Source organism: Paraburkholderia sp. GAS33 (genome assembly GCF_050436645.1).
GTDB lineage: Bacteria > Pseudomonadota > Gammaproteobacteria > Burkholderiales > Burkholderiaceae > Paraburkholderia > Paraburkholderia phenazinium_B.
Genome location: NZ_JBNDMP010000005.1, coordinates 166,537 through 179,995, shown reverse-complemented (window position 1 = coordinate 179,995; position 13,459 = coordinate 166,537). Strand labels below are relative to the sequence as shown.

Below are 13,459 nucleotides of genomic sequence, written 5' to 3'. Positions count from 1 at the left end.
CGAGGACATCATGAACCACACCGTGACATCTGCCTGGACTACCGCCGCTGAACGCTGGGACGCCGTGACCCAACGCGACCCGCACGCCGACGGCGCCTTCTTCTACGGCGTCAAAACCACCGGCGTGTTCTGCCGCCCATCGTGCGCGTCGCGCCAGCCGCGTCGTGAAAACGTCGATTTCTTCCTTACGACAGACGCCGCACGCGCCGCCGGCTATCGCGATTGCAAGCGCTGTCAGCCAGGCCGTCTGCCGCGCGAGCTTGAGATCGTCAACCGCGCGTGCGCCGCGCTCGACGCCGATCCGCAACAGCGCCTCACGCTCACGCAGTTAAGCGATGCCGTGCACGTCAGCCCGTTTCATTTGCAGCGGCTCTTCAAGCGCGTGGTAGGGGTGTCGCCGCGGCAGTATCAGGCGGCCCAGCGCGGCGCCGCGCTACGCGATGCGCTCCAGCGCGGCACGGACGTCACGCGCGCCACCGTCGACGCCGGTTTCGGGTCGCCGTCTCGTATGTACGAAAGCGCGCCGGGAGAGCTGGGCATGGCGCCGTCGGCTTACCGCCGCAAAGGGGCGGGCTTGACCGTGCATTACGCCAGCGCGCCAACCTCGCTCGGATTCGTGCTGGTTGCCGCCACTGCCAAAGGTATCTGCAAGATCGGCTTCGGCGACGACCCCATCGCGCTTGCCAGCGAATTGCGCGGCGAGTTCGCCAACGCGGAACTGATCGAGGATGCGGAGCGGCTCGCGCCGTTTATCGCGCAAGTCGACGCCTATCTGCATGGCACGCGTCAGCGCTTCGATCTGCCGCTCGACATCGCCGCGACCGCGTTCCGCCAGCGCGTCTGGGACGCGCTGCGGCGCATTCCCTATGGCGAGACGCGCAGTTATTCGGACATCGCCGAGGCCGTCGGTTCGCCGCGCGCGGTGCGGGCCGTGGCAAGCGCCTGCGCGTCGAACCCGATCGCGCTGGCGATTCCCTGCCATCGGGTCGTGCAAAAGGGCGGGGCGCTCGCTGGTTATCGCTGGGGACTGCCCCGCAAGGCTGCGCTGCTGGATGCCGAGGCTCTGCATGCGGGCGTGGTTGAAGGTGTCGAAACAGGCGTCGGGGCGGCCATGAAAGCGAAGGCGACCCCGACAGCAAACACAAGCGCAACCAGCACCGCCGCCGGCAAACGCAAAGCCAAGCCCAACACCGCTGTCACCCCCAATCTGGACCACGCCGCGTGAGCACTGCCACCGACCTCGTCATCCTCGAGCTGCCCTTCAAGGCACCCTTCGACTGGCCGCGCATCCTTCGATTCTTCAATGGACGCGCTACTCCCGGCGTCGAAGCGGTCGAGGACGGCGCGTACCGTCGCGCCATCGATTGGGCCGGCGACAGCGGCACGCTAACCGTCCGTCCCCACCCGCGCAAACGATGTCTGATCGCCACCATCGAAGGTCCTGCCGGCCAGCACGCGGAGGCGTTGGGTGCACCGATTGCCCGGATGTTCGACCTGCACGCCGATCCAAAGGCGATCGCCGCGCATTTCGCCTCCGATCCGTGGCTCTCGCCTCTGATCGAAGCCGCGCCCGGCTTGCGCGTACCTGGCGCATGGTCGGCGTTCGAACTGGTGGTGCGCGCGATCGTCGGGCAACAGGTGAGTGTGAAGGCGGCCACGACGATCATCGGCCGGCTGGTGCAGCGCGCAGGTCTTCGTATCGAAGACCATCCGCACGAGCGCACCGCGTGGCGCTTTCCGACGCCGGCGGCCCTCGCCGCCGCGGACATGGCGCAGATCGGCATGCCGGGCAAGCGCGTGGCGGCGCTGCAAGGCTTTGCCGCAGCGGTAGCAAGCGGCGCGGTGCCGCTCGACAGTCATGCTGTCGACACCGCCACCTTACGCGCCGCGCTGCTGGCCTTACCCGGTATCGGGCCGTGGACCGTCGAATACGTGGCGATGCGCGCCTGGCGCGACGCCGACGCCTGGCCCGCCTGGGACCTGGTGCTGATGCAATCCATCGCGGCACGCGATCCGGCTCTGGTACGGCCCACCCAGCAACGGCTTCGTACCGACGCATGGCGGCCCTGGCGCGCATACGCAGCCATGCATCTGTGGAATGAAGTGGCGGACCGCGCGGGCGCGGCGCGCGGCGGCTAGCGCCACGCAAAGCAGGCGAGTGGGGCAAGCGCGCATCGCGCGGGCGCTTTGCGCGGCGTACAGTGGGCGGGACGACAGCAGCTCGCAGCACCTCGGCAAAAGCCGCTCGGGAGGCGCTCGAAGGGGCCTCAAGCAGGCCTCGTGACGAGATGTTAAAGTGCCCGCTACTGAAAATTCCGCCGGACGTTGTCGACCACACATAGCCTCACGTGAGCGGCGCATGGCGGCCGACAACGTCCGACTCGCATCAATGCCAAAGACAACACCTTCTCGCCCGACCGACCTGCTTTCGCACCGCCTGGCCTTGCTGGCTGCCGGCCCGCAGCGGGACGCGCTGACGACCGGCCTGCGTGGCATCGAAAGGGAAGCCTTGCGCGTCACGCACGACGGCCAGCTCGCCATGACGCCGCATCCGCGCGCGCTCGGCTCGGCGCTCACCCATCCGTCTCTGACCACTGATTACTCGGAAGCGCTGATCGAACTGATTACACCGGCAGAGCACGACGCCGCGATCACGCTCGAGAAGCTCGATGAGCTGCACCGTTTCGTCTACGCAAAGCTCGATGGCGAGATCCTGTGGAACAACTCGATGCCGGGCCTGTTGCCCGCCACTGACGACGGCATCCCGATCGCACAGTACGGTGCGTCGAACATCGGCAAGCTGAAGTACGTGTACCGGGTGGGCCTTGCGTTGCGCTACGGCCGCACGATGCAGACCATTGCCGGAATCCACTACAACTATTCGCTGAACGAAGAAGTGTGGCGCCTGCTGCACGCCGAACAGCAATCCACGGCGAGCGCGGTGGACTACCAGTCCGACCGTTACCTCGCGATGATCCGCAATTTCCGTCGCACCAACTGGCTGCTGATGTATCTGTTCGGCGCGTCGCCCGTGCTTGACCGGCGCTTTTTGCGCGATCGCAAACATACGCTGGAGACGTTCGACGCCGACACGCTGTATCGCCCGTATGCCACCAGCTTGCGGATGAGCGATCTCGGCTACTCGAACACCACCGCCCAGGCGGCGCTGCGGGCCGACTACGACACGCTGCCAGGCTACCTCGACGCGTTGGCAAAGGCGGTCAGCCAACCGTATCCACCGTACGAGAAAATCGGCACGCAGCGCGACGGCGAGTGGGTGCAGATCAACACCAACGTGTTGCAGATCGAAAACGAGTTTTACTCGACGATCCGCCCCAAACGCATCACGTATCCGGGCGAGCGTCCGCTGCACGCGCTTGCCGCGCGCGGCGTGCAATACGTCGAAGTGCGCTGCATGGATATCGATCCGTTCGAACCGACTGGCATTGCGCTCGAAACCGCGCGCTTTCTCGATGCCTACCTGCTGGTCTGCGCACTCGACGATAGTCCTTCGCTGCCTGCAGACGCTTACTGCGAAGCCAATCAGAACTTCGGACGCGTCACGATGGAAGGGCGCAAGCCCGGCCTCGAACTGACGCGCGACGGTCAGCAGGTCGCGATGCACGCATGGGCCGACGAACTGTTCGCGAAGATCGAGATCGCAGCGAAGGCGCTGGACGCGCTACACGGAAGCGATGCGCACGCACGTGCACTCGCCGCGCAGCGCGCGAAGCTCGCTGATGCGTCGCTAACGCCTTCCGCGCGCGTGTTGCAAACACTGCGCGACAGGAAACAGAGCTTCCTCGAGTTCGGTCTTGAACAAAGCGAAGCGCACGCGGCGTATTTCCGCTCGCGGCCGCTTGATGCGAAGGTCGAAAAAGCGTTCGGCGAGCTGGCCGTGAAGTCTTTGGAAGAGCAGGCGAAACTCGAGCGCGAAGAGGTCGGATCTTTCGACGCGTTCGTGGCGGCGTATCGCGCGTATACGTTGAATCGCTTTAGCGTTTGAGTTTGAGCCACGCGCACGCGCGAACGTATTCGCGCTCGTACGGACGAATGAAACGCCACCCGATTGCACGGGTCCAACCCTTACACTGAATGACAATCGGCGCGCGCTACGCGCATCCGGTCGTCTACACGCAGGGAGGAAGCAACGCGATGAAGAAAGCTCTGTTGGCAACATTGTGTGTTCTGGCCGCAGGCTGCACGACGCGCGGGCAGGTGAATCCCGACGTCATGCAGATCGCCACCACGCCGCTCACCTGTTCGAATACAAGCGAATGCAGCGTCTGGTGGCAACGCGCCCAGAGCTGGGTGAGCAGCCATTCCGCCTACAAGATCGAAGCCGCCACCGATTCGCTGATCCAGACCGCCGGCCCCGATGGCGGCAAACGCGCGCTCGCATATCAGATCACGAGGACGTCGAACAACGACGGCACCGCCACCATCGGCTTCGCGGCACATTGCGACAGCTCGTTGGGCTGCAAGCCGAATCCGTGGGAAGCGGGCGCCGATTTCAAGGAGTTCGTGAGAAGTGGAGCGCCGGTCAGCGTGCCACCGCAAGGCACCGGTGTGGCCACGCCGGCCAGTCAGCCGCTGGAGTCCGCGCCTGCGCAATCGGTGAGCACGCCGGGAGACGTGCCTGTGTCGCAGTAGGCAAACGGCGCCGTTCAAAGCCGTTCAATGGCGCTCAATGCCCCAGCGAAGGACCCGCGCCCTTGCGCGGCTTCGTAATCCACACCAGCCCGGCTAGCACGATGAAGGCGGCGCACGAGATGCGGAAGAAATCGTTGGTGGCCATCATGTACGCCTGCTGCGTCACGATCTGATTCAATTGCGCAGATAAGCCTTGGCCGGCAAAGCCGAGGCTCGTGAGTGAATCGCTATAGGTGGTCGTATTCGGAGCGTAAGTACTTACCGATTCCGTCAGGATCGCGTGATGGTAGATCGTGTCGTTTTCCCAGTACGTTGTGCTAACCGCGGTGCCGATTGCGCCCGACAAGGTACGGAAGAAATTCGACAGGCCCGAGGCGCTCGCCAGACGCTCATCGGACACGCTCGATAGCGTGATCGTGGTCATCGGCACGAAGAAACAGGCGACACCAATACCTTGCACCAGCCGCGGCAAGATCACATGACTGAACGGCACGTCGAGCGTGAAGGTCGAGTTCCAGAACGAGACGAACGCGAATACGACAAACGCGAAGCTCGCCACCATCCGCAGATTGAGACGGTGCATGTTGCGGCCGATCATTGGCGATAGCACGAGCGCCAGCAAGCCGACCGGCGCGGTGGCCAGACCTGCGATGCCTGCTGTGTAGCCCATCACCGTCTGCAACCAGAGCGGGAAGATCACCACCGAACCGAAGAACGCCATGAAACCGAACGAGATGATCAGCACGCCGAGCGCGAAGTTGCGGTCCTTGAAGAGCGACAGGTCGATCACCGGCTCCTTCTCGGTCGTCTCCCAGACCAGCATGAAGGCAATCGAAATCACCGCAATGATCGCCAGCGCCACAATGAAGGTGGAGTTGAACCAGTCGCGGTCCTTGCCGAGGTCGAGCATCATCTGTAAGCACGACACACCGGTTACCAGCAGAGCGAGGCCTACTGCATCGATACGCTGCTTCGTCGTTTTCGTCTCACGGCCGCGCAGCAGCACGAACGCGCACGCCGCCGAAAACAGGCCAATCGGCACGTTGATGTAGAAGATCCACGGCCACGTATAGTTATCGGTGATCCAGCCGCCCATCACCGGCCCGAAGATCGGGGCGACGATCACGGTCATCGCCCACAGGCCGAGCGCGAGGCCGCGCTTCTCCGGTGGATACGAGCGCATCAGGATGGTCTGCGAGAGCGGCACCATCGGTCCGGAGACCAGTCCCTGAAGCAGCCGGAAGGCGATCAGCGATTCAAAGTTCTGCGCAAAGCCGCACAAGGCCGAAGCGATCGAGAACAGCAGCACCGAGAGCGTGAACAGGCGCACCTCGCCCACCCGACGCGCGAGCCAACCGGTCAACGGCACCGCGATCGCCGAGGCGACCGAATACGAGGAAATCACCCAGGTGCCCTGGCTGGTGGCAACGCCCAGACTTCCGGAGATGGTCGGCACGGCGACGTTGGCGATCGAGGTGTCGAGCACTTCCATGAACGTGCCGAGCGCGAGACCAAGAGTGAGCAACGCCAGCGTGCCGCCGGCTAGCGGTGCCGGTTCAGCGGCGGGTGGGGCAACTGCGGGAGCCGTAGCGGCCATGATCGAATCTCCTGTCGGCCGAAGTTGGCGCTTTTGCGCTTACTCCGATCCCATGCAAAGCTGCCGGGGACAAAAAGCTTGACTAAGCATGCATATTTCACCGCCATACGCGGTGCCATAGATGTTTTGTCACTTTCTGCCCAGACAGATACCTGCTTAAACATCGACGCGTGAAAAAACGCGTCTCGTGGCTACATCGTGGCTTCTTGCCCGGCTACTTGCTGTCTTCCGGCGACGGTGAATTGCCTGCTCCAGGGCAGGCCATGAATCCGTCATCGGTCCCGCTCCCCGAGCCGTTCTTGATCAGACGGCCGAGCAACGTCGTCAGCGTCGCAATATCTTCAGCGGTAAAACCTTGCAACTGTTCGTTCAGCACCGCGGCACCCACACGCGGCAACTGCCGGGCGACTTCCCGACCTTGCGGCGTCAGTTCGAGCTTGACCATGCGGCGGTCGGCATCGCTGCGCGTGCGGACGATAAAGCCTTTCTTTTCAAGGCGATCAAGCATGCGCGTCATCGAACCGCTGTCGTACGACATGGCGCGCGACAGCTCATACGGCGTATGGGCCCGCTCGCACGACAGCATCAGGATCACACCGATCTGCTGCGCGGTAAGGCCCAACGGCTTGACCGCCCGATCCATCCGTTCGACCAGCACATTGCGCGCTTTCGACAGGTAATAGCCAAGACTCGATTCGAGGTGAATCTCGTCCGCGTTATAGGGACCGTCGGTCATCGAAAACTCGCTTTGGAAACATCAGGAAGCAGACCGGATTTTAGCTGCCTAAGCAGACAAGTCAATCTGAAAATTCGCTTCATCATGCGGGTGAAAAAACAACACGGCATGCTGACGTGCAGCAAAGTATCTTGAAATTTAATTGCATAGTCAATATTATTACAGGCAACGAGTTACGCGCGATTCGCGCCACCCGAGACCATGTTCTGACCGCTTTGCCGCGCACCCTACCTTGGCGGTGCGCAGAGGATCCCCGTCATGCTGTACCTGAAAAACACCCTGAGCAGCCTGAGCCGCTCGCTTCACGACTCCGCAGTGCAGAGCTTTCAAGGCCCGTACCGCTGGTGGAAACTCGCGCTCTACGTGGTGATGTTCGTGTTGCCGGGGGGATCGCTCGGGGTGTTGTTCTTTGCGTGGATCGATCGTCGCCGCAACGGCCACCCCGCCCAGCCGGCCAAACAGTCGCCGGCGCTGCCAGGCCTCACGGGCGCACAGCCCTGCCGTAACGGCACGTAACCGTCTCCGCAGGACCGGTTACACACCCACCGCGCGTCGAGCATTACTCTTTCAATTTTCTGCGTCATCGGCATCGCGTACGCTACCATTCCGGATCGTCGCGATGTCCCGTCTCGCTTTGTCATCCGGGCATTCCGCCCGCCGACCTTCCCGGGATCCCGTTGTCACCTAGGAACGCGCCTCGGCCGAATCGACAGGAATTGATTGCATGCAGTTTGACCGAAGCTCGCACGCGCGGGCCGTTGCTCCGCGCGCCCTGACTCTCGCAGTTGCCGCTGCACTCGCCGCGCTGGTGACAGGCTGCGCGGTGGGCCCCGACTATAAGACGCCCACCACCGACGTGCCCGCATCCTATAAGGAAGCGGCGCCCGGCTGGAAGGTTGCGCAACCTTCCGATCAGCACGACCGCGGTCAATGGTGGGCCATCTACGACGACGCGGAACTGAACGCCCTCGAAGACAAGCTGAATACCTCGAACCAGACCGTCGCCCAATATGCCGCCGCTTACCGGCAGGCCCGCGCACTGGTCGGTGAAGCCCGCGCCGCGTATTTCCCGGTGATCAGCGGCTCGGCTGGCCTGACCCGCTCGGGCAATGGCTCGGCAGCGGGCTCGACCTCGGGGACGCGCTCGAGCGTCAGCAACAGCTACAACCTGTCACTCGACGCGAGCTGGGAGCCGGACCTGTGGGGCAAGGTGAGCCGCACCGTCAGCGCGCAGGAAGCCGGCCAGCAGGGCGCCGCCGCCACGCTCGCCAATGCGCGGCTGTCCGCGCAGGGCACATTGGCGCAGACCTATTTCTCGCTGCGCGAGCTCGATGCAATGCAGAAGCTGCTCGACGACACGGTTGTCGCTTACGAGAAATCGCTCAAGCTCACGCAGAACCAGTACGCGCAGGGCGTCGCCGCACGCTCGGACGTGATTCAGGCACAGGCGCAACTGCAATCGGCGCAGGCCGCCGCGATCGACAATGGCATCGCACGCGCTGAAGACGAACACGCGATTGCGGTGCTGGTCGGCCAGCCCGCCTCGACCTTCTCGATTCCGCCTGTGCCGCTCACCGCAACGCCGCCGTCCGTGCCCGCGCAGATGCCGTCCGCGCTGCTCGAACGCCGACCCGACATCGCGGCGGCCGAGCGCGCCGCCAAGGCCGCCAACGAACAGATCGGCGTGGCGATCTCCGCGTTCTTCCCGTCGCTGACGCTATCCGCGAGCGGCGGCTTCGAGAGTTCCGTGCTGTCGCAATTGCTCACCGCGCCAGCGCGCTTCTGGACGCTCGGCCCGCAACTTGCCGGCACGATCTTCGATGGTGGCTTGCGCTCGGCGCAGACCGAAGCGGCCCGCGCCGCCTACGACGAGGACGTCGCGGTCTACCGTCAAACGGTGCTGGCAGCATTTCAGGACGTCGAGGACAACCTCGCATCGCAGCGCATTCTGGAGCAGGAAATCGGCGTGCAGCAGCAAGCCGTCATTTCGGCCCAGCAAGCGCTGGCTATCGTCACGAACCAGTACAAGTCGGGCACCGTGGCATACCTGAGCGTGCTGACCGCGCAGACCACCGCCTTCACCGCTGAGCAGAAACTGGCCACGCTGTCGGGAGAGCGGATGGTGTCGTCGGTGGGTCTGGTGAAGGCCCTTGGCGGCGGCTGGGATGTATCGCAGATGGCGAGAGAAACCGGCACCGTGGCGCCGCCGGATGCTGCTTCCGCAATCTCAACGCCTTCGACGGCTGTCAGAAGCGACTAGGAACGCAACCGCGTCGGATTGGCAGCAGACAAACCGCATTTACACAGAAGGGGTATGGCCGTCACGCGGCCATACCCCTTTCGCATTTCTCCACCACGAGCGCCAGTGCCGCACGTAGCGCGCAGTGCCGCGATCAGTGCACGAAGGTCAACGCTACCGTATCCGGACCGCTCGGCCGCCCGAGCAGATTCAGCAGGCCCGCAAGGTTGTCGCGCGCTTCGGGAGCGGCGCTCGCCGTGCCGTTAAACGATGACACACCGCCCCCCACCATGCCGTGGCCCTTCAGCGTCAATGGACCCTTAAGCGTCGAGAGATCGATGGTCGAGCTGTTGCCTTGCGCCTGAATCACCACCTGGTACGAACCAAGCGGCTTGACCAGCGACACCCGCGAACTGGCATCGTTCAGCGTAACCGTCAGTTGTCCGAACGCTTCCTGGCCGAAGCTGCGCCAGTCGCTCCACGCAAGCCGCACTTCGCCTTGCAGATCGAGCGTGTTGAACGGTGCGCCGAGGCCCTTGAGCAACGTCGCCGGCACGGCGATCGAACCTTGCGACACCACGGCGCCGCGACGGGTAGCGTCGACGGTGACAGGAACGGGCATCGCTTCGCTTTGCAGCATCGTCATCTGCACACGGCCGGTGAAGAGCGGCCAGAAGGCGGTGTGCCATTCGATCCGGCCCGGAAGAAGCGTCGCCGAGCTGGTATCCGATCCAGCGGCCAGCATCAGCGTGGCCGAACCATTCCAGAGCGAGCCGGCGGGATCGACCAGATTGACGTGACCGCCGCTCGCCTTCGTGAACTGCGGCGTGATCCATGCCGCAGGCAACAGCACCAGCAAAACCGTACCGCTCGACAACACCGCGACCAGCAGCCACGGCAGGGCAGCGCGCAGGCGCCGCATCCAGAAATTCATGCGAGATCCTGTGGCTGCACCGTCATTTGGCGGTCGATGGCTGCAGCGACGCCGTCAGGTCGACCTGTCCATCATCCTTGAGCGCGGTGATGTGGGCTTCGGCAATCTGCACCTTGAACTGCTTGCGCACATCGTCGACCCAGGCAGTCCACGCAGGAAACGACGCGTTCTTCAACTGGACCTGCACAGCGTTGCCCATCAACTGCACTTGCAGCGGCACGAGACCGTGTTCGGTAAGCGAAGCGGTGAGCGCATCCTTGAGGGCGCCGCCAGTGGGCGCCACGCCCTGAGCAGCGGACGACAGGCTGCGCGCTTCATCGGCTTGCGCCGTCATCTGCGCGAGCTGACGCTGTATCGCCGGCAGGCTCTCGCGTAAATGCGCGCGGCCGTCGAGGGCAGGGGCCAACAGGATCGACCACGCAATCACCACACCGAGGGCCACGCCACCCCATAGCAGCAGCGTTTTCTCGCGCTCGGTACGTCCGTCCCAGAATCCGGCCCACGTTTGAGCAAGTTCCGCTTTCATTGTCCGCTCCTGATGGTCCACTTGCCGGTATTGCTATCGATCGCGCCGGACAACCCGTTGATTGACAGACGTTGCGCGAGGCCAGGATCCACTTTGACTTCCGGTTTGAACGTCACGTCCAGCCGACGCTCGTGATAGTCCAGCGCCGCGATGCCGTTGACCGGCAACGGTCCGAGCGAGCGCGCGAATCCGGAGGCAAGCGACAGGAAGTCGTCCGGCGACAGCTCACCCGCCGCCACGCGCAACTGCTGCATCTGGCGCGACATCTGATCGGGCGCATCGAGCACGACGGTGGTCTTCGGGAAAGTGTTGAGCAGCACCTCGGTCATCTGCGCGTTGATCGCATCGCGCTGATGCGCGAGCACCATCCACTGCACGTTGACGCCGATGATCGCGACCACCAGCGCGGCAACCGCCAACACGATCGGAAAACGCAGACGCCGTAACGTGGCGCGATCGAGCCGCCAAGGCTGCGAAGCGAACTCGAACTGACACAGATCGAAACGGCATTCGAGTGCGCGGCGCGCGAGCTTCTCGAACGGCAACGGTTGTGCGCCCTGCACCTGGCCGGCGAGTTTCGCCTGCGCGCCCGAACCCATGCCCGGCTCGTTACCCGGCACCTCGGTGAGCTGATAAAGCGTGACCGGCGCGGCGCCCGAGAGCGCCTCGAGAGTACTGTTGACAGCCGTCGCCGGCAACGCGAGCCCCTCGCCCTGGCGACCGCGCGCAATCGCCAGTTCCACACGAGTGGTGCTGGACTCCGGCGCCGCCTCGAGCAGCAGGGCGGGCGCAGTGGAGACGACGGCGCCGAGCACGGCCGCGACGACTGGCGCGGGCGGCTCGATTGGCAGACCAGCCGCGAGCTTGGCCGCTGCCCCGGGTTTCAACGTCGCCGAGGCTGCTTCGGCCTCGGCTTCAGCGAGCGCGGCGGCGGTTTCAGTGGCAGCGACGGTGACCGCAGCCGACGGCAGACAACGCGTAACCGGCACGGCACGCACGCTGCGATGACCGGCTGCAGCGAAAGCTTCGCAGATGAAGCGGAACCAGCCGCGATCGATGATGGCGAGCAGATGCCGGCCTTTGCCGAGCGGTTGCGGATCGAGCGCGATATGACAGGTTTGCGGATCCTGGATCAGTTGATCTTCGACGATGTTTGGCAATGCCTGACGCAGACGCGGTCCCTTCAGCGGGGGCAGGGTAGCGGGCATCATCAGGAGGTCGCGGGCCGCGACCATCAGGACCGTCGACGAGGTACGCGGCAGCAGCGCGAGCGAGGCCCGACCGGCGCGCTGCGTGCGGCCCGACTTGTCGAGCAACACGAACGGCAGCTCCGGCAGTTGCCATTCCTGCGATGGCACCGCCGGGTCACGCGGCGGCAGAAGGACGATCAGTGTGCTCAAAGGCCACTCTCTCCGGGAAAAGCGTTATTCATAGTTGATCCTGCACGCTCACGATGCGGGTGGTGTGCGTGAGCGCATCGCGATAGACGAGGGTCGTACGATCCACTTCCGCGCGTTCATGATCGACTCGGCCGTGGATAAAAAAGTAACTGGTGTTGACGTCGTAGAGACTGGGGTCGATCGACAGTTGCGGGACACCCGCACCCTGCAAGGCCAACTGTACATCGCCGACGTTATGAAAGAACACGGTTTGGCGGCGCGCAACGAACGCCTGCGCATTGGACAGGCTCATACCCTCGATGACAGCGGCGACGACTTCGGCCGGCGCGGTATTCATGTTGACTGCGGTAGTGGTGGGCAGATACGTCACGAAGGGACGCAGACGCGCGACCATGTCGGGGGAGAAGCCAGGCACATCGAGCAGCGAATCGACGCCCGTCATCTGCAGGGGCACGACAGAGGGATTGTCTGCGTCGTCGCTGATACCGGGTTTATCGGTGAAGTTATTGCCGCCGACGGCGCCGCCTACGACGGCCGGCGCTGTGTAGCCGCTGGTCAGGGCGGTCGTCTGGAAGCGCGTCGCGGAATGGGCGAGGCTGTTGCGAACCTGCACCGCGGCATTTTGTGCGACCGAGCCGTTGAGGCCGAGCAGGCTGAGCAAACGCTGGAAGGCCTGGATTTGCGACACGTTCAATTGCAGCATGCCAGGCGCTGGGCTTGAGACCAGGTTTCGCAGATTGAAGCGGGATTGGGCGTCTTCTATCGAGCCTGATAAGTACGTGTCGGCGCCTTCGGCGGCGCGGACTTCGCCTATTTGGCCGAGGAAGTCAGAGAGGCGTGTTTTGGCTATGGGGACGCTCCAGACCCCGCCCAGGTAGGTTATTCCTGCGGAGGTGTCGCCTTCTGATCTCAGGATCAGGCGGGTCCAGTCGAGGGCGCCTCTTGATATCCATTGGGCCTGGGATAGCAGGCGCTGGTTTTCTATCCTGCGGATTTGTACTTGCTGGCGCCAGAGGATGCCTGAGACAAGGATTGCTGATAGGGCTACTACTAGTAATGCTGTGATTATGGCTACGCCGGTTTGCGCCTTTCTGTTTGCCTTGTTTGCCTGCGCAGCGCTTGTCCGTGTTCTTGCGGGGTTGGCCTTTCCTTGCTTTGCTCTCGATCTATTAGCGTCGCCCCTGTGCGGGGCAGCACTTACTTTCTTTGCCGCCGCAAAGAAAGTAAGCAAAGAAAGCGGGCTCACACCGCCAGCTTGTAGGTGTCCCCGTCTGTCCATAACCCGGAGTGGTCCGCGCACGAAATGAGCCCCCGCACTCTCACCCTCCGTGACAAAGGACTCATTCATCCCGCCCACGCACTTTGTGCGTGACG

12 protein-coding genes are annotated in these 13,459 nt (G+C 63.7%); 6 read left to right on the top strand and 6 right to left on the bottom strand.

Annotated features, from left to right (window positions below; translation table 11 throughout):
• The first annotated feature begins 10 nt into the window (after positions 1 to 10).
• The 4 genes from ada (at position 11) to P3T24_RS17290 (ending at position 4,653) form a co-directional block, all read left to right on the top strand.
• The gene (ada, locus tag P3T24_RS17305; protein ID WP_429436327.1) at positions 11 to 1,225 is read left to right on the top strand and encodes a bifunctional DNA-binding transcriptional regulator/O6-methylguanine-DNA methyltransferase Ada; all 1,215 of its coding nucleotides are present in this window, start codon (positions 11 to 13) and stop codon (positions 1,223 to 1,225) included.
• Complete coding sequence (locus P3T24_RS17300) at positions 1,222 to 2,139, top strand: DNA-3-methyladenine glycosylase family protein (protein WP_074262982.1); 918 nt, start codon at positions 1,222 to 1,224, stop codon at positions 2,137 to 2,139. The genes ada and P3T24_RS17300 overlap by 4 nt, the downstream gene beginning before the upstream one ends.
• Before the next feature lie 250 nt (positions 2,140 to 2,389).
• Positions 2,390 to 4,006, top strand: a complete 1,617-nt coding sequence (gene gshA, locus P3T24_RS17295; RefSeq protein ID WP_074265892.1) for a glutamate--cysteine ligase — start codon at positions 2,390 to 2,392, stop codon at positions 4,004 to 4,006.
• Between the two features lie 149 nt (positions 4,007 to 4,155).
• On the top strand, positions 4,156 to 4,653 hold the full coding sequence (locus P3T24_RS17290; RefSeq protein ID WP_074265891.1) for a hypothetical protein: 498 nt from the start codon (positions 4,156 to 4,158) through the stop codon (positions 4,651 to 4,653).
• 34 nt (positions 4,654 to 4,687) lie between these two features.
• Here P3T24_RS17290 and P3T24_RS17285 read toward each other — a convergent pair whose 3' ends face one another.
• Complete coding sequence (locus P3T24_RS17285; protein WP_429406634.1) at positions 4,688 to 6,250, bottom strand: DHA2 family efflux MFS transporter permease subunit; 1,563 nt, start codon at positions 6,248 to 6,250, stop codon at positions 4,688 to 4,690.
• A gap of 214 nt (positions 6,251 to 6,464) precedes the next feature.
• Positions 6,465 to 6,986 carry a MarR family winged helix-turn-helix transcriptional regulator gene (locus tag P3T24_RS17280; protein WP_429436323.1) on the bottom strand — a complete coding sequence of 174 codons (522 nt, stop codon included), beginning with the start codon at positions 6,984 to 6,986 and terminating at the stop codon, positions 6,465 to 6,467.
• 258 nt (positions 6,987 to 7,244) lie between these two features.
• Between P3T24_RS17280 and P3T24_RS17275 the strand changes: the two genes are divergently transcribed.
• Both P3T24_RS17275 and P3T24_RS17270 read left to right on the top strand, forming a co-directional pair.
• On the top strand, positions 7,245 to 7,502 hold the full coding sequence (locus P3T24_RS17275) for a hypothetical protein (RefSeq protein ID WP_074262979.1): 258 nt from the start codon (positions 7,245 to 7,247) through the stop codon (positions 7,500 to 7,502).
• A 208-nt stretch (positions 7,503 to 7,710) separates the two neighbouring features.
• Positions 7,711 to 9,246, top strand: coding sequence for an efflux transporter outer membrane subunit (locus tag P3T24_RS17270; protein ID WP_074262978.1), 1,536 nt, complete (start codon positions 7,711 to 7,713; stop codon positions 9,244 to 9,246).
• Between the two features lie 133 nt (positions 9,247 to 9,379).
• Here the strand turns inward: P3T24_RS17270 and P3T24_RS17265 are convergent, their stop codons facing one another.
• From P3T24_RS17265 to gspK, 4 genes are read right to left on the bottom strand one after another with little or no spacing between them, the layout of a single operon-like run.
• Positions 9,380 to 10,159, bottom strand: a complete 780-nt coding sequence (locus P3T24_RS17265) for a type II secretion system protein N (RefSeq protein ID WP_074262977.1) — start codon at positions 10,157 to 10,159, stop codon at positions 9,380 to 9,382.
• Between the two features lie 22 nt (positions 10,160 to 10,181).
• A complete protein-coding gene (gspM, locus tag P3T24_RS17260) occupies positions 10,182 to 10,685 on the bottom strand; it encodes a type II secretion system protein GspM (RefSeq protein ID WP_074262976.1) in 504 nt (167 codons plus the stop codon).
• Positions 10,682 to 12,085 (bottom strand): type II secretion system protein GspL, encoded by a 1,404-nt coding sequence (gene gspL / locus P3T24_RS17255; RefSeq protein WP_429436319.1) that lies wholly within the window; start codon positions 12,083 to 12,085, stop codon positions 10,682 to 10,684. Before gspL ends, gspM begins: the two co-directional genes overlap by 4 nt.
• Before the next feature lie 28 nt (positions 12,086 to 12,113).
• The gene (gene gspK / locus P3T24_RS17250; protein WP_429436316.1) at positions 12,114 to 13,331 is read right to left on the bottom strand and encodes a type II secretion system minor pseudopilin GspK; all 1,218 of its coding nucleotides are present in this window, start codon (positions 13,329 to 13,331) and stop codon (positions 12,114 to 12,116) included.
• Positions 13,332 to 13,459 lie beyond the last annotated feature (128 nt).

Excerpts from the sequence above, each read along its gene's own strand:
- ada (WP_429436327.1), top strand. The coding sequence starts at position 11 with ATGAACCACACCGTGACATCTGCCTGGACTACCGCCGCTGAACGCTGG.
- gshA (WP_074265892.1), top strand. The coding sequence starts at position 2,390 with ATGCCAAAGACAACACCTTCTCGCCCGACCGACCTGCTTTCGCACCGC.
- P3T24_RS17290 (WP_074265891.1), top strand. The coding sequence starts at position 4,156 with ATGAAGAAAGCTCTGTTGGCAACATTGTGTGTTCTGGCCGCAGGCTGC.
- P3T24_RS17285 (WP_429406634.1), bottom strand. The coding sequence starts at position 6,250 with ATGGCCGCTACGGCTCCCGCAGTTGCCCCACCCGCCGCTGAACCGGCA.
- P3T24_RS17280 (WP_429436323.1), bottom strand. The coding sequence starts at position 6,986 with ATGACCGACGGTCCCTATAACGCGGACGAGATTCACCTCGAATCGAGT.
- P3T24_RS17275 (WP_074262979.1), top strand. The coding sequence starts at position 7,245 with ATGCTGTACCTGAAAAACACCCTGAGCAGCCTGAGCCGCTCGCTTCAC.
- P3T24_RS17270 (WP_074262978.1), top strand. The coding sequence starts at position 7,711 with ATGCAGTTTGACCGAAGCTCGCACGCGCGGGCCGTTGCTCCGCGCGCC.
- P3T24_RS17265 (WP_074262977.1), bottom strand. The coding sequence starts at position 10,159 with ATGAATTTCTGGATGCGGCGCCTGCGCGCTGCCCTGCCGTGGCTGCTG.
- gspM (WP_074262976.1), bottom strand. The coding sequence starts at position 10,685 with ATGAAAGCGGAACTTGCTCAAACGTGGGCCGGATTCTGGGACGGACGT.